General features: G+C 61.1%; 12 protein-coding genes and 4 pseudogenes. 6 read left to right on the top strand and 10 right to left on the bottom strand.

Annotated elements, in window-relative coordinates; translation table 11 throughout:
* The 5 genes and pseudogenes from ACESMT_RS01010 to gshB all read left to right on the top strand — a co-directional run.
* Nucleotides 1–116 (top strand): annotated as a pseudogene (locus ACESMT_RS01010) (IS630 family transposase); the annotation flags it as partial.
* A 90-nt stretch (nt 117–206) separates the two neighbouring features.
* A complete protein-coding gene (locus ACESMT_RS01005) occupies nt 207–797 on the top strand; it encodes a hypothetical protein (protein WP_372824369.1) in 591 nt (196 codons plus the stop codon).
* Nucleotides 798–847: 50 nt separating this feature from the next.
* Nucleotides 848–1,243, top strand: coding sequence for a hypothetical protein (locus ACESMT_RS01000; protein ID WP_372824367.1), 396 nt, complete (start codon nt 848–850; stop codon nt 1,241–1,243).
* A gap of 64 nt (nt 1,244–1,307) precedes the next feature.
* Nucleotides 1,308–1,547 (top strand): annotated as a pseudogene (locus tag ACESMT_RS00995) (benzoate/H(+) symporter BenE family transporter); the annotation flags it as partial.
* A gap of 7 nt (nt 1,548–1,554) precedes the next feature.
* Entirely contained in the window at nt 1,555–2,499 is a 945-nt protein-coding gene (gene gshB / locus ACESMT_RS00990) for a glutathione synthase (protein ID WP_372824365.1), read from the top strand.
* Nucleotides 2,500–2,591: 92 nt separating this feature from the next.
* On the opposite strand, the gene ACESMT_RS00985 is transcribed toward gshB, so the two are convergent.
* From ACESMT_RS00985 to ACESMT_RS00975, 3 genes and pseudogenes are all read right to left on the bottom strand, one after another.
* Nucleotides 2,592–3,377: a class II glutamine amidotransferase gene (locus tag ACESMT_RS00985; protein ID WP_372824364.1), complete on the bottom strand. Its 786-nt coding sequence runs from the start codon at nt 3,375–3,377 to the stop codon at nt 2,592–2,594.
* Nucleotides 3,378–3,381: 4 nt separating this feature from the next.
* Nucleotides 3,382–4,841 (bottom strand): annotated as a pseudogene (locus ACESMT_RS00980) (MFS transporter).
* A 30-nt stretch (nt 4,842–4,871) separates the two neighbouring features.
* Nucleotides 4,872–5,063, bottom strand: coding sequence for a 4-oxalocrotonate tautomerase (locus tag ACESMT_RS00975; RefSeq protein WP_372824362.1), 192 nt, complete (start codon nt 5,061–5,063; stop codon nt 4,872–4,874).
* Between the two features lie 195 nt (nt 5,064–5,258).
* On the opposite strand from ACESMT_RS00975, the gene ACESMT_RS00970 reads away from it, so the two are divergent.
* Nucleotides 5,259–6,575: a putative zinc-binding metallopeptidase gene (locus tag ACESMT_RS00970; RefSeq protein ID WP_372824360.1), complete on the top strand. Its 1,317-nt coding sequence runs from the start codon at nt 5,259–5,261 to the stop codon at nt 6,573–6,575.
* 6 nt (nt 6,576–6,581) lie between these two features.
* Here the strand turns inward: ACESMT_RS00970 and ACESMT_RS00965 are convergent, their stop codons facing one another.
* The 7 genes and pseudogenes from ACESMT_RS00965 to ACESMT_RS00935 form a co-directional block, all read right to left on the bottom strand.
* The gene (locus ACESMT_RS00965; RefSeq protein ID WP_372824358.1) at nt 6,582–7,391 is read right to left on the bottom strand and encodes a fused MFS/spermidine synthase; all 810 of its coding nucleotides are present in this window, start codon (nt 7,389–7,391) and stop codon (nt 6,582–6,584) included.
* Nucleotides 7,388–8,125, bottom strand: a complete 738-nt coding sequence (locus ACESMT_RS00960) for a YoaK family protein (RefSeq protein WP_372824356.1) — start codon at nt 8,123–8,125, stop codon at nt 7,388–7,390. The genes ACESMT_RS00965 and ACESMT_RS00960 overlap by 4 nt, the downstream gene beginning before the upstream one ends.
* 118 nt (nt 8,126–8,243) lie before the next feature.
* Complete coding sequence (locus ACESMT_RS00955) at nt 8,244–10,112, bottom strand: potassium transporter Kup (RefSeq protein ID WP_372824354.1); 1,869 nt, start codon at nt 10,110–10,112, stop codon at nt 8,244–8,246.
* 177 nt (nt 10,113–10,289) lie between these two features.
* On the bottom strand, nt 10,290–11,585 hold the full coding sequence (gene gshA, locus ACESMT_RS00950) for a glutamate--cysteine ligase (protein ID WP_372824352.1): 1,296 nt from the start codon (nt 11,583–11,585) through the stop codon (nt 10,290–10,292).
* 150 nt (nt 11,586–11,735) lie between these two features.
* Nucleotides 11,736–13,025 (bottom strand): glutamate-5-semialdehyde dehydrogenase, encoded by a 1,290-nt coding sequence (locus ACESMT_RS00945; protein ID WP_372824350.1) that lies wholly within the window; start codon nt 13,023–13,025, stop codon nt 11,736–11,738.
* A 123-nt stretch (nt 13,026–13,148) separates the two neighbouring features.
* Nucleotides 13,149–14,135, bottom strand: coding sequence for an SWIM zinc finger family protein (locus ACESMT_RS00940; protein WP_372824348.1), 987 nt, complete (start codon nt 14,133–14,135; stop codon nt 13,149–13,151).
* Between the two features lie 140 nt (nt 14,136–14,275).
* Nucleotides 14,276–14,400 (bottom strand): annotated as a pseudogene (locus ACESMT_RS00935) (IS4 family transposase); the annotation flags it as partial.

Here is a 14,400-nt window from a genome sequence, read left to right as displayed (position 1 = left end):
TCAGAACCAAGGCCAGATTACGCGAGGCCGCCAACGAGCACATGGCGATGCTGAAGCAAAACCCCCAGCGCGTTATGAGCTACTTTCAGGATAGTCGGGTTCGATATGCGGCTTAAGACTTCACAGGGCCGGAGCAATAGTCTACCCCCGGCGCTAGACTCACCCAGCCTTTTGGACATTCATAGATCCTCCAGTGAGCCCCATCAATGCCAAACTTCCCAGCCCGACATGTTGCCAGCTACTTCTTGGATGCAAATTGCATCAACGCACGACAAGGCAATTCGCACATCAACCAACTTGAACGATGGCGTGAAAATAACGTTATCGCAATATTCATGTCATGGACAGCTGCAATTGAAGCGGGTGCGGGTAACACCAAAAGACTCATAAAATCGTACGAGTATTCGACAGTTTCTGAAAGCGCGCCCGAATGCGGGAATTTGGATACACGTAGCCAGATTGAGGCGATTTTGTTTCCGACTGGGGCATGCAATGACAATCAGAGAAATGACGTGGCCATTCTTTACATGGCTGAGCGCCAAAGCTATAGCCTCGTGTCAAATGACGGCGCCTCAAAAACTCAGCCCGGCGGCATGTTGGGTAATGCAAAGGCGCTAGCGAAGATTGGCATTATTGTGTTGACCCCGGAGCAGGCTGTTTGCGAAATAACAGCGCTCATCCGAAATCGTGATTCGGAAGCCCGGGAAATCGCTGCGCGACTAGGTATCTCGCTACCGAAATGGGTCGGTCGGAACGTGCCATCTTTTCAAACTGCATCGTTTCAATCCATAGAATGAGTACGCTTCGGCAGTTTGGGTTGCTGCGCTTTTCTTGCCGTGAGATCAACATGAAAACTACGCTCATTGTTTTTTCTTTGTTATCAAGTAGCCTGTGCGTTGCTCAAGGAACGACTGTCGAGTCCGTTGCTTTGTACATAGCGCAGCAACACAATCAGAATCAAAAAAACATACTCGACGATATGACGGTAACGTCGACGGCTGAGGCGGTCGGTAAGAATGTGCGAATTACTAACATCCTGCGTGTCAAGCGAGGACTGTCACAAGCAAAACGGAACGAGTTTCAAATCGCTTTATACGATGAGCTCGTTCCCAAGGCGTGCAAGACAAACTTGGAGAACGCAGCGTTTGAGAAGGGTCTCTACTACACGTTTCTTTACTTCAATACATATGGCGAGAAGCTGGCAGAATTCATAGTTAACAAACGAGCTTGCGGCAGGGTGTGAAGTTGTTTGTCGCTTCCCAGTCGAGATAACTCCGCGATGGGACGCGTCTTTTTTTGATGGGGTTTTCCGCCAAGAGCTGGTGGTGGCGATTGCCGGGTTGGCGCCGCTGGGCACGATTGGCAGCGGCCTGGCGCAGGCGCTGCGCGACGAGTCGCACCGCGAGGCTGCGCTGATCACCTTTCTGGTCACCCTGTCGGGCGTGACCCTTGCCGGCATCGGTTCGGCCGTCTGGGGTGGGGTGGCCGACGCGATGGCGCTATTTGTACAACAATACCGTCAGCGCCCCGCCCCATCCATCGACTGAACCGCTCATGCATATTCTTTTTGTCGCCGATCCCCTCGCCTGTTTCAAGATCTACAAGGACACCACGTTTGCAATGATGCGCGAGGCGCAGCGGCGCGGCCACACGCTGAGCACCTGCGAGCCCAAAGACATGCGCTGGCAGACCGGCGACAAGGTCGCGGCGACGGCCCAGCGTATCGTGCTGACGGGCGACGCCACCGACTGGTACACGGCCGAACCCGCGCAGAGCCAGCAGCTCTGTGACTTCGACGCCATCGTCATGCGCAAGGACCCGCCCTTTGACAGCGAGTTTTTCTACAGCACCCATTTGCTGGAGCAGGCCGAACGCGAGGGCGCGCGTGTCTTCAACAAGCCGCGCGCGCTGCGTGACCACCCGGAAAAACTCGCCATTCTGGAGTTTGCGAAGTTCAGCGGACCGACCCTGGTCACCCGCAGCGCAGCCGACATCAAGCGCTTCCATGCCGAACACAAGGACATCATCCTCAAGCCGCTGGACGGCATGGGCGGCATGGGGATTTTCCGCGTCAAGGAAGACGGCCTGAACCTGGGCAGCATCACCGAAACCCTGAACAAGGACGGTGCCCAAAGTGTGATGGTGCAAAAATTTTTGCCCGAGATCACCAGGGGTGACAAGCGCGTGCTGGTGATAGGCGGCAAGCCGGTGCCTTTCAGCCTGGCGCGTATTCCGCAGGGCAGCGAGGTGCGCGGCAATCTGGCGGCCGGTGGCTTGGGCGTGGCGCAGAAGCTGTCGGCGCGTGACCAGGAGATCGGGGATGCCCTCGGGCCGGTACTCGCAGCGCGCGGCCTGCTGCTGGCTGGTATTGACGTGATCGGCGACTACGTGACCGAGATCAACGTTACCAGCCCGACCTGCTTCCAGGAAATTTTCGACCAAACGGGTTTTGATGTGGCGGCGATGTTCGTCGATGCGCTTGAGGCTGCTCTGAAGTAAGCATTGAATCGGGTTTTAGCCCTTGTCCCGTGGGCGTAGTCAGCTCCTGAATTCATAGCAATTCAGGTCGATTCGGGATCGACCTGAATCCGTCAACCGCGCAGCGCTCCACCCTCAAAGACTCTGAGCTCACCCGGCGCAAAGGCCTGCCAGGCTTCGTTGGTGGTGAGCGGCGCGGTCACCACCACGGCGACGCGGTCGCCCGGCGCGGTCTGGTCCGCAAAGTTGACGCTGAGGTCTTCGTCGCTGAGCGTGGCATGCGAAAAAGGGTGTTTGCGCTCCACGTGGTACAGGCTGGTCGATGCGTGGGCCCAGAGCGCCAGTCCGTTGCTCAGCAAAAAGTTGAAAGTGCCGTGCGGTGCGATCTGCGCTGCCAGTTCGCGCAGCGTCAAGGTCAGCTCGGCAATGCCGGGCACGCCGGCGTGCGACTTGGCCAGCTCCTGCATGATCCAGCAAAAAGCCCGTTCGCTGTCAGTCGTGCCCACCGGCCGGAAGCTGCCGTGCAGCCGCGGGTTGAAATCCTTCAGGTCGCCGTTGTGTGCAAACACCCAGTAGCGGCCCCACAGCTCGCGCGCAAAAGGGTGGCAGTTCTCCAGCGCGACGCGGCCCTGCGTGGCCTTGCGGATGTGCGCAATCACGTTGCGGCTCTTGATCGGGTAGCGGCGTATCAGCTCGGCCACCGGGGATGCGCTGGCCGACTGGTGGTCCACGAAATGGCGCAGGCCGCGGTCGCTCTCGCTGCAGTCGCCGCCTTCAAAAAAGGCGATGCCCCAGCCGTCGCTATGGTGGTCGGTGTTTCCGCCGCGCTGCGCAAACCCCGTGAAGCTGAAGGTCACGTCAGTCGGCGTGTTGCAGTTCATTCCGAGCAGTTGGCACATGGTGTTAGTTTCCTGCCGACGGGGCTGTCGCGACCTGCGGCCGCAAGCGCCATGCGGCGAACATCGCCAGCACGCACAGTGCCGCCAGCATCAGGAAAGCTTCGTTGAAAGCAGCCAGCCGCGCCGGGCTGGTCGCGGCCTGCGTCAGCGAATCGCCGTGCGCCGCCAGCCGCCACTCGAGCACGATGCCGCACAGGCTGACCCCGATGGCGCCGCCCAGCATGCGCACGAAATTAATGGCGCTGGAACCCTGTGAAATCAGCTCGGGATTCAGGGCGCGCAGCGAGCCGAGGTTGAGCGAAGGCAGGATGAAGCCCAGGCCGATCCGGCCAAGGATCGCCCATAGCACCAGCAACCAGATCGCGGTAGAGAGGGTCACCGTCAGCATCAGCGCAAATGACAGGGCCAGCAGCGCCAGCCCGATGCTGACCAGCAGCCAGGTCGGCCGGCGGTCGGCCAGGCGGCCCACCAGCGCAATCGTGACGGCCAGCACAAAGCCGGCGGGCAGCAGGATGCTCCCGACATAGGAGGCCGACAGGCCCAGGCCCAGCTGCATGTAAACCGGCAGCAGATAGGTCGAGCCGAACAGCGCCGTGCCGTAGATGAAGGCCACGATGCTGCCCATCGCGAACGGCCGGTAGTCGAACAGCACCAGGTTCATCAGCGGCTCGCGGCCGGTGGCCGCCATGCGCCGTTGCCAGGCCAGAAACAGCACGAGCGCCCCCAAGGCGCCCCCCAGCAGCAGCGCGGCGTGGAGCAGGGAGCCGCCATGCCGTTGAGCAGGCACAGCGTGCCGGCGCCGCCCAGCAGCAGGCCGCGCCAGTCCAGCGTGGCGCCTTTGCGGTTGGCCGCCGCGCCCCCCGGCGACGTGACCGGTACATAACGGTAAGCCAGCCACAACGAAGCCAGGCAAAACGGGATGACCATGAAAAAGATTGAACGCCAGCCGAACAGGTCCACCAGCACGCCGCCTATGCTGGGGCCGATGGCCGGCGCCAGCACCACACCCATGCCGAAGATGCCGCTGGCGCGCCCCTGCTCATGGGGCTGGAAAGCCCGCATGATGATGATGGCCGGGATGGGCTGCACCACGCCGGCTGCCAGGCCCTCCGCCACGCGCGCGCCCAGCACCAGCGCAAAGCTGCTGGACAAGCCGCCCACCAAGCCGCCGGCCAGCAACAGCAGCATGGTGCCCACATAGGTGCGGCGGTAGCCGTAGCGCGCCAGCAGCCAGGGTGTGGTCAGCATGGATACCGTCATGGCCACCATGAAGCCGGAGGTCACCCACTGCGCGCGCGCCTGGCCCAGCGCGAAATGCTGGCTCATGTCCGGGATCGCCACGTTGACGATGGTCGAGGACATGATGGACGCCATCGTGCCGACCATGACCGACAGCAGCAGCAGCCAGCGGTAACGCGGGCCGAAACGCGCCTGCAGGTCAGCAAGGGTGGCGGAACGGCTCAAGCGCGGCTTGGGGTCAGGGCGGGACTGGGATCAGTCGCGCGGCTCGGACCAGAGCTTGCCGCCGGTGGCCCAGTTTTCGCGCTTGATGTCTGTGATGATGACATCGACCGACTCCGGCGCGACCGCCAGCACCTCGACGCTGACACGGGTCAGTTCGGCAACCAGCTTTTTCTTCTGGTCCAGGGTACGGCCTTCCATCATTTCGACGTGGTAGGTGGGCATGGGAATCCTTTGGTTCGGTCAATCGGGTCACACATGATAAAAGACCGGCGCGCCATGCGCCGTTCTGTCAGAAAAAACTGACGTCCGGACAAGGCAAGTTGGCGCAGGGTGCACCCGCAAACGTGGCAAACTTGAAGCCAGCCACGCCGACCGGTCTGTCTGCCTGCCATTTGGTCCGTGACCCGAGAGTCTGCATTGTCCACCACTGATTTGCCGCCTGTTCCCGCCCCCACCGTTGCCGCCAGCCTGGCGGGGCGCGCCTACCGCTGCCAGTGCGGCCGTCCGGTGTTTTTCCGAAACAGCACCTGCCTGGCCTGTGGGACGCCGCTGGGTTATGACACCGTCCAGGCGCGTCTCCTGCCCCTGATGCCTGGCCAGGATCCGGACACCTGGGTGGAGTGGCAGGCCGGGGGCACCACCGGGGGGGGCAGCAGCGATGCGCCGACCGCCGCCTATTTGCGCTGCGCCAACCTGCAGACGCCAGCGGCCTGCAACTGGCTGCTTCCGGTGCATGAGGGCGAGCCCCAGGCGGTGCTGTGCCGGGCCTGCCGGCTCAACCGCACCATTCCCGACCTGAATGATCCCGAACATCCGGACAACGGCGAACTTTGGGGTCGGGTCGAGCTGGCCAAGCGGCGCCTGGTGTCAGCCTTGCTGGCACTTGGCTTGCCACTGTCCTCGCGGGTGAGTGAGGACCCCGAAGGCGGGCTGATGTTTGACTTCCTGCGCTCACCTGACTTCGGGCCGCACATCATGACCGGGCACGACACCGGCCTGATCACGCTGAATATCAACGAAGCCGACGATGCCACGCGTGAGACCGTCCGCAAGGCAATGCATGAGCCCTACCGTACGCTTTTGGGCCACTTTCGCCACGAGGTCGGCCACTATTACTGGGACCGGCTGATCGCCGGCACCGACTGGCTGCAGGGTTTTCGGGGGCTTTTCGGCGACGAAACCCAGAACTATGCCGCCAGCCTGCAAACCAATTATTCGCAGGGCCCTCGCCCGGACTGGGCGCTGCATTACGTCAGCGCCTATGCCAGCGTCCACCCCTGGGAGGATTGGGCCGAATGCTGGGCGCACTACCTGCACATCCGGGACACGGTGGACACCGCGCTCAGTTTTGGCCTGGCCACCGACACGGCCCAGCTGGAGTTCACGCCGTTCACGCTCGACACGCTGTACCAGCCCGAACACCCTGGCGCCGAAAACTTTCTGTCTTTCCTGAACTGCTGGACGCGGTTGACCATGCTGCTCAACGAGATGTCGCGCGCCATGGGACAGTCCGATTTTTATCCTTTTGTGTTACCGCATGAGGTGGTGCCCAAGCTCCATTTCATTCACCTGGTCGTGAGTTTGGTCAACGAGCCGCCTGGCGATCGGCCGCTTTACGGGCAGAACCAGGATCAGAACCAGGACCGAAGCGACAGCCCGGAGCTGGAAGAAGAGCAGGCCCAATCGCAAAATGGCCAGCAGGCCAGGCAAATGATGGGCCAGAGCAACTTTTAGTCTGTTTCAAGCGGGCTCTTCGCCCAGGTTTTTCATCTCCCAGGCAATACGCACCAGCTCGGCCTTGAGTTGCAGGCGCGCCTCGCCGTCCAGCCCCGCCATGCTTTTGGCCAGGCTCATGCGGCGCGGCGAGATGGCTTGGCCCCGGGAGGCAAACATAATGCTGTTGCTTTTCTCCACCGCCAACACCTCCACCGCATTGCCGCTGAAACTGCGGGTGATGCGGCCCACCAGGGTCGCATGCTCGGCGTGGTCGCCGTGCAGGTTGACCACCAGCACGCCGTCGGCTGAAAGTGCCCCAAAACAGTCGTCGTAAAAGCGCTGCGAACAAAGCGCGGCTGGCTGGCCCTCATGGTCGAAGCCGTCGACCAGCAAAACATCGAAGCCGGGCGCTTCCTCGCGCAAAAAAAGCGCCCCATCGGCAGCGATCACCTGGAAGCGCTCGTCGTCGTCGGGCACCTGGAATAGACGGCGCAACGCGATCACATGCGGGTTGATCTCCAGCACGGTCATCCTGCTGGCGCGCAGTTGCCGGTGGCAGAACTTGGCGATCGAACCGCCGCCCAGACCGACCATGCCGATGTGCGCAGGCGCGGGCTTGAACAGCAGAAAACCCATCATGGTCCGGGTGTAGTCCACGTCGAGGTAGGTGGGCCGGCGCAGCAGCATGCGGCTTTGCAGCTCACCGAGCGTGAAATGAAGGGACCTGGACGCCCCGTCCTCACGCACAAAAGGCTGGGCGTATTGCAGCGACGCGAAGCCGCAGCTGGCGGCCCCGGGCTCTGCATCGGGCGGGGGAGCGGCCAGGCCTGTCACTGCGTTTGCGCCAGCTTGCGCAGGTCGAGCATGATGGCCGGCAGGGCCATCGCCACGAGCAGCAAGGCAAGCGGCAGCGTGGCGCTGAAGCCCACGGTCTTGAAAGCCAGCGCGCCGGCGATGCCGCCGAAAAAAAACAGGCCGAGCAGGCTGGCGTGGATAAACAGCTTGTTGGTGTTGGCGCGCACGATCTGGATGCCGCTGGCTTTTTTGGAATGGTTCCAGTAAATCAGACGGCCCAGCTCCAGGCCCAGGTCGGTGATGACGCCGGTCATGTGGGTGGTGCGTATCTCGGCGTTGGAGATTTTGGTGATGATGGCGTTTTGCAGACCCATGATGAAACACAGCAGCAGCACCGCCGTGGGCACCAGCAGGCTGGTGAAAGACGTCAGATTCGCGCCCACCAGGCCGAAAACCAGCAGCAGCGCCAACGCGTAGCTGCTGCGCAGTCCCTGGCGCCGCGCCCAGCTGATCAGCAAGGTGGTGGTGATGGCCCCGGCCAAAAATGCCGCCAGGGACACCAGACCCGCCAGCGCCAGGCCGATGCTGCCGATGACCAGGTCGTCCGCGACGGACGACACGATGCCCGTCATGTGCGAGGTGTAGCGGTGCACCGCCAGAAAGCCGCCTGCGTTGACGGCGCCGGCGACAAACGCCAGAATGCCGCCGAATTGGCGGTTGCTCCGGCGTGTTCGCTCACTGGCGATGATTTGGAGCAGGAAGGTCAGAAGCATGGCGAGGCTTCATTATCGGCCTGCGCGTCGCGGGACCGCTGAATGACACCATCGCACTATCAATTAAATAGCTGCTTGCGCCCGCCACACAAGGGCTGAAGCTCCGAAGCACTGTGAATCAAATCTCGATCTTGCTGCCTAGCTCCACCACCGAGTTGTTGGGTAATTTGAGGAAATCCGCCGCGCCGCCCGCGTTGTGGTGCATTTGCGCAAACAGCTTTTCGCGCCACGGTGCCATGCCGCCGCCTATGGTCGGAACCACCACGTCGCGCGACAGGAAATAGCTGGTAGTCATGGTCTCCAGCTCGCAGCCGCGCGTGCGCATCTGCTGCAGGGCCTTGGGTACGTCCGGATCGTTCTTGAAGCCGTAGTGGATCACCACCTGCCAGCAGTTATGGCCCAGCGACTCGATCACCAGACGTTTGTCCAGGCCGATCCAGGGCACCTCGTGGTTGTGCACGGTGACGAACAGGTTCTGCTCATGCAGCACCTTGTTGTGCTTGAGGTTGTGCAGCAGCGCATTGGGCACCACGCCGGCTTCGGCGGTCAGGAACACGGCGGTACCTTCGACGCGCACCGGCGGGCTGACAAACACAGCTTCGAGAAAACTCGGCAAGTCGATGGCATCGGCGCGCAGCTTCGCATTGAGCAGCGCGCGCCCCTGCTTCCAGGTCATCATGATGGTAAACATGGTCAGGCCGATCAGCACCGGGAACCAGCCGCCCTCGACAAACTTCAGCACGTTGGAGCTGAAGAACATCAGGTCTACCACAAAAAACAGACCTGTCGCGCCTACGCACAGCGCCAGCGGCAGCTTCCACGCGTAACGGATGACGAAGAAAGTCAGCACGGTGGTGATCAGCATGTCGGTCGTCACCGCGATGCCGTAGGCCGAGGCCAGATTGGTGGAGTTCTTGAACAGGGCGACCGCCACCACGATAGCGGCAAACAGTGACCAGTTCACCGCCGGGATGTAGACCTGCCCGACTTCATGCACCGAGGTGTGGCGGATCTGCATGCGCGGGAGATAGCCGAGCTGGATGGCCTGCTTGCTCACCGAAAAAGCCGCCGAGAGCAGGGCCTGCGAGGCAATCACTGTGGCAGCGGTAGCCAGGATGACCAGCGGCACCAGCGCCCAGGTGGGCGCCATCAGGTAAAACGGGTTGGTCACCGACTCAGGGGTATAGATCAGCATCGCGCCCTGGCCGAAATAGTTGATCAGCAGTGCCGGCATGACCAGCGCGAACCAGGCCATGCGTATGGGTTTTTTGCCGAAGTGGCCAAGGTCGGCATACAGCGCTTCCGTGCCGGTGACACACAACACCAGCGCACCCAGCAGCACGAAGGTAATGCCAGGCTGCTGGAAGACAAAGCGCAAGGCGTGGTGCGGGCTGATGGCGCCCAGCACTTCCGGGTGGGCCCAGATGTGCGGAATGCCCAGCGCCGCGATGGTGACAAACCAGACGGCGCAGATCGGCCCGAACATGCGGGCAATGCCGGTGGTGCCGTTTTTCTGGACGTAAAACAGTCCGAAGATCACCACCAGCGCGATGGGCATGATGTAAGGGTTGAAGGCTGGCGACAGCAGCTCCAGTCCCTCGACAGCCGAAAGCACGGAGATGGCCGGGGTGATGACGCCGTCGCCATAAAAAATGGCGGTGCCGAAGATGCCCACGCCAAGCAGCCAGCGCCGCAGCTTGGGCTTGTCATTCACCGCGTTGGTGGCCAGCGCCAGCATGGCGATCAGGCCGCCTTCGCCGTTGTTGTCGGCGCGCAGGATAAGCGTGACGTATTTCAGCGAAACAATGACCGTGATGGTCCAGAAAACCATCGACAGGATGCCGTAGACGTTGTCTGGGGTCAGAGGCACGTAGCCCGAGTTGAAAACGACCTTGAGGGCATACAGCACGCTGGTGCCGATGTCGCCGTAAACAATGCCGATGGCACCCAGGGTGAGCGCCGCAAGTGATGATTTTTTACTGGACACAAAAAAATCCCGCTGGTGCCGGGGTCAGGGCTCAAACCCCCGGCGCGGGAAATGTTGACTTGAGGAACGCTATTTTGCGCCTGTCCCCGCCTGCGGCACATCGGCGCAGACCCCTAAATACAAGAATTCGCACCTTTGTTGCACTGCAACAACTTGTAACTTAAGCCCGACAGGCTCCTAGTCATAGACCTCGGCGTCCGGGTCAGTGGCTTCCAGCTCGTAGCTGGCCGCCAGCATGGCCAGTCGACCGATCACGCCGTACATGTAGAAGCGGTTGGGCCCGCTGGCACCGGGCGGCACGCCCGGCTGCGGCAGGCGGCCGCTGTCGGCAAAAGCCAGCGGCACAAAGCTGGCGCCCGGTGCGTTGAGGTTTTCGTCAATGCCGCGGTCGGCATGCACGCGGTAAAAGCCGCCCACCACATAACGGTCCATCATGTAGACGACCGGCTCGGCCACCGCGTCGTTGATGCGTTCGTGGGTCTGCACGCCTTCCTGGATGATGACTTCGGACAGGGCCTGGCCGTCCTTGGTCGCGTTCATCTTGTTTTTTGTCTTGCGGGTGACCTCATCGAGGTCTTTGACGTCGCGCACCGTCATGATGCCCATGCCATAGGTGCCGTTGTCGGCCTTGACGATCACAAACGGCTTTTCGTTGATCCCGTATTCCTTGTACTTGCGCCTGATCTTGGTCAGCAGCGCATCAACGTTGGTGGTCAGGCATTCCATGCCGGCACCCTCGGCCATGTTGACCTCGCCGCATTTGGCAAACATCGGGTTGATCAGCCAGGGGTCGACACCCAGCAATTTGCCGAAACGCTTGGACACCTCTTCATAGGCCTGGAAGTGGCGCGACTTGCGCCGCACCGACCAGCCCGCATGCAGAGGCGGCAGCAAATACTGCTCATTGAGGTCTTCCAGCATGCCCGGCGTGCCGGCCGACAGGTCGTTGTTAAGCAGGATGGTGCAGGGGTCGAAATTTTTAAGGCCCAGGCGCCGGTCGGTGCGCACCAGCGGCTCCAGCGTGATCTGCTCGCCGGTCGGCAGGGTCAGCGTGGTCGGCTCGGTGATGTCGGGGCTGAGCGAGCCAAAGCGCACATGGAGCCCGGCCTGGTGGAAAATGCGCTTGAGCTGCAGCACATTGGACAGGTAAAAGGTGTTACGCGTGTGGTTCTCGGGGATGAGCAGCAGGTTGCGCGCCTCGGGGCAGATTTTTTCAATCGCCGCCATCGCTGCCTGCACCGCCAGCGGCAGCATCTCGGGCGTCAGGTTGTTCCAGCCGCCGGGGTAGAGGTTGGTGTCCACCGGCGCCAGCTTGAAGCCGGCATTGCGCACATCGACCGAGCTGTAAAACGGCGGCGTGTGCTCCATCCACTCCAGCCGGAACCAGCGTTCGATGGCCGGCGTCATGTCCAGGATGCGTTGCTCGAGTTCGTTGGTGGGGCCGCTCAGGGCGGTGATGAGGTGCGGAACCATGCGGCCACTTTCAATGGGAAATGTTGTTATTTGCTTGGGTTATATCTAAGCGGATTTTAGGGATATTGGGGTCCGCCTCGCCAGTTACAAGGGGTAAGCGCCGCAGGCCGGCCTGGTTGCGTCCTGGCCCGGCCAAGCCACAAGCCCGCCTCAGGCCCGGACTTCGCCCTGGCCCAGAACCACGTATTTGAGCGAGGTCAGGCCTTCGATTCCGACCGGTCCACGCGCGTGGAATTTGTCGGTGCTGATGCCGATTTCGGCGCCCAAGCCAAACTCGAAACCATCGGCGAAGCGGGTGCTCGCATTCACCATCACGCTCGCCGAATCGACCTCGCGCAAAAAACGCTGCGCATGCATGTGGTCGCGCGTGATGATCGCGTCGGTGTGGTGGCTGGAATACTGGTTGATGTGGGCAATCGCTTCGTCCACGCCAGCGACCACCTTGATGCTGATGATGGGCGCCAGGTATTCCTCGTACCAGTCCTGCTCGGTAGCGGACTTGACGGTAGCGCCCGGCACGGCGGCAAGAATGGCTTGGGCTTCGGCGTCGCAACGCATCTCGACACCTTTGGCTGCGTAGATAGCACCGATTTTGGGCAGGAACTCGGCCGCCACGCTGCGCGCGACCAGCAGACCCTCGCTGGCATTGCAGGGGCTGTATTTCTGGGTTTTGGCGTTGTCGGCCACGGTCACGGCCATGGCCATGTCGCAGGGGTCGTCCACATACACATGGCAGTTGCCGTCCAGGTGTTTGATGACCGGTACTTTGGCGTCACGGCTGACGCGTTCGATCAGGCCCTTGCCGCCGCGCGGAATGATCACGTCCACATACAGGGGCATCGTGATCAACAGGCCCACGGCCTCGCGGTCGGTGGTCGGCACCAGCTGCACCGCATCCGCCGGCAGGCCGGCGTCAAGTAGCGCCTGCTGCACCAGCGCGGCCAGCGCCTTGTTCGACTCGATGGCTTCCGAGCCGCCGCGCAGGATGCAGGCGTTGCCGCTCTTGATGGCCAGACTCGCCGCTTCGATCGTCACGTTCGGCCGGCTTTCGTAAATCATGCCGAACACGCCGATGGGCACACGCATCTGGCCCACGCGTATGCCGCTGGGCTGCTGTTTCATGCCGATGATCTCGCCGATCACGTCGGGCATGGCGGCCAGCTGCTCGCAGCCGACGGCCACGGTGTCAATGTCTTTGGGCTTGAGCTTGAGGCGGTCCAGCATGGGGCCAGCCAAACCCGACGCGGTGGCGCGTGCAAGGTCTTTTGCGTTGGCGGCATCCAATGCTGCGGCGTTCTGCCGCAGCAGCCCGGCCAAGGCTATCAGCGCTTTGTTTTTGACAGCACTAGGGGCGCGTGCCATCTGGCTGGAGGCCGTCTTTGCCGCCAAGCCCATGCTCTGCATCAGTTGCATCAGTTGCGGGGTGGGGGTGTCGTTCATAACCGGTATTTTCACACGGGGGGTTATTGGGGCCAGACGCCATTTTCATTACGATGCGAAGCATCGCACCCGAAGGGCGTGCAAAGGGCACGATGAATTTGGACTCTGACCCCAATAACCCTCCTAATTGCTGCGCTTTTTGACGCTTGCTTTCTTCCCGGCGGGTGTTTTGATCGCCACCTTTGCAGCCACCTTCGTGGCTACTTTTTTGGATGCCGATTTCGGGGTGGGTGCTGCTTTGACGATGGCTTTGACGGTTGCTTTTTTAGCAGTCACCTTTTTGGCGGCAACCTTCTTTGCAGCTGGTTTTTTTATGCCGGGTGCTTTGATGTCTCTGATGGCTTTCATGGTCTTCACGACTTTTACGGCTATCTTTTTTGCAGGCGGCGCGTCCGTGGTCTGCGCCATCTCAAGCCCAAATACATCGGCTAGCAACGAATCGTCTAGCACCTTGGCCGCTTTTGGCGCTTTACGCGCCGTGACCAGGCCGCCGTCCGCGACTTGAATCAGGTCTTTGGCATCCACATGGCGCAAGGTAAACAGCAGCTCAGGCTGCTGGTCCAGCCGCGCGCCTACACCGTACAGCACGGCAGCCACGTGCTTGCACATCCCGGCCCAATCCGGGCAGCTGCAGTCAAAGTTAATTTCTTGGGGCGTGGGCATCAGGCCTTTGCCGGGCTCGCAAATGCGCTGCATGATAGCCGTTGAAAGCTTGCCTTGCAAAATTTCAACCAGCGATGCGATTGAACCCGCGCTGTCCTGACAAATTGATTTCCACTGCGCTTGTTGGACGGGCTGGACGGTGACGTTGACTGCATACAAAGACGATCCCATTACCTGCGCGTGAACAGCGCCCGCCGTCAATTGCAAATGAATCACCGAGCCATTGCGCACGTAGGTCGCGCCACGCGGCAAGCGGTTGGCGTAGTCGCTGTAGGCCTCCAGGTGGTCGCACCAGCTTTTGCCCCAGACGGTTTTAGCCACTGCGCCGCGATAGGCCAAGATGGGCGTGTAGGGTTTACCGCTTTTTTTGGCTTTGGTTGCGGCTTTTTCAGCCAGCTTTTGGCGCTGACCAACTGTGACGTATGGCTTCCATCCGTAGTAGCTCATGGGGTTTCTTTCGTTTTCAAGTTAGCTGCCCTGTGATTCCATTTCTAAATCATTTCTAGATTAGGCGCGAAGCCGCAGACAGTGCTATTGCACGACAAGGCGAAGCAACAACATGTAGGAATGATTTCAGTAGTGTCCGGTTAAAAGTTGAACAAAATCAACTGGTTAGCGATTGGTGGGGGTACGGTTTGAGAGCGATCGGGCTGCAAGGCGCATGACAGCTGGGTTTTCTCAAAAATCGAGACCGACAAAATCTGTAGACAAG

Source organism: Polaromonas sp., from assembly GCF_041689105.1.
Lineage (GTDB): Bacteria > Pseudomonadota > Gammaproteobacteria > Burkholderiales > Burkholderiaceae_C > Polaromonas.
Note: the sequence above shows the minus strand (reverse complement) of the source record. Positions and strands in the feature narration are given on the sequence as shown.

Bases quoted from the DNA above. Each gene is read 5' to 3' on its own strand.
- gshA (WP_372824352.1), bottom strand. From the start codon at position 11,585: ATGGTTCCGCACCTCATCACCGCCCTGAGCGGCCCCACCAACGAACTC.
- ACESMT_RS00960 (WP_372824356.1), bottom strand. From the start codon at position 8,125: ATGCTTCTGACCTTCCTGCTCCAAATCATCGCCAGTGAGCGAACACGC.
- gshB (WP_372824365.1), top strand. From the start codon at position 1,555: ATGCATATTCTTTTTGTCGCCGATCCCCTCGCCTGTTTCAAGATCTAC.
- ACESMT_RS01005 (WP_372824369.1), top strand. From the start codon at position 207: ATGCCAAACTTCCCAGCCCGACATGTTGCCAGCTACTTCTTGGATGCA.
- ACESMT_RS00940 (WP_372824348.1), bottom strand. From the start codon at position 14,135: ATGAGCTACTACGGATGGAAGCCATACGTCACAGTTGGTCAGCGCCAA.
- ACESMT_RS00945 (WP_372824350.1), bottom strand. From the start codon at position 13,025: ATGAACGACACCCCCACCCCGCAACTGATGCAACTGATGCAGAGCATG.
- ACESMT_RS01000 (WP_372824367.1), top strand. From the start codon at position 848: ATGAAAACTACGCTCATTGTTTTTTCTTTGTTATCAAGTAGCCTGTGC.
- ACESMT_RS00985 (WP_372824364.1), bottom strand. From the start codon at position 3,377: ATGTGCCAACTGCTCGGAATGAACTGCAACACGCCGACTGACGTGACC.
- ACESMT_RS00975 (WP_372824362.1), bottom strand. From the start codon at position 5,063: ATGCCCACCTACCACGTCGAAATGATGGAAGGCCGTACCCTGGACCAG.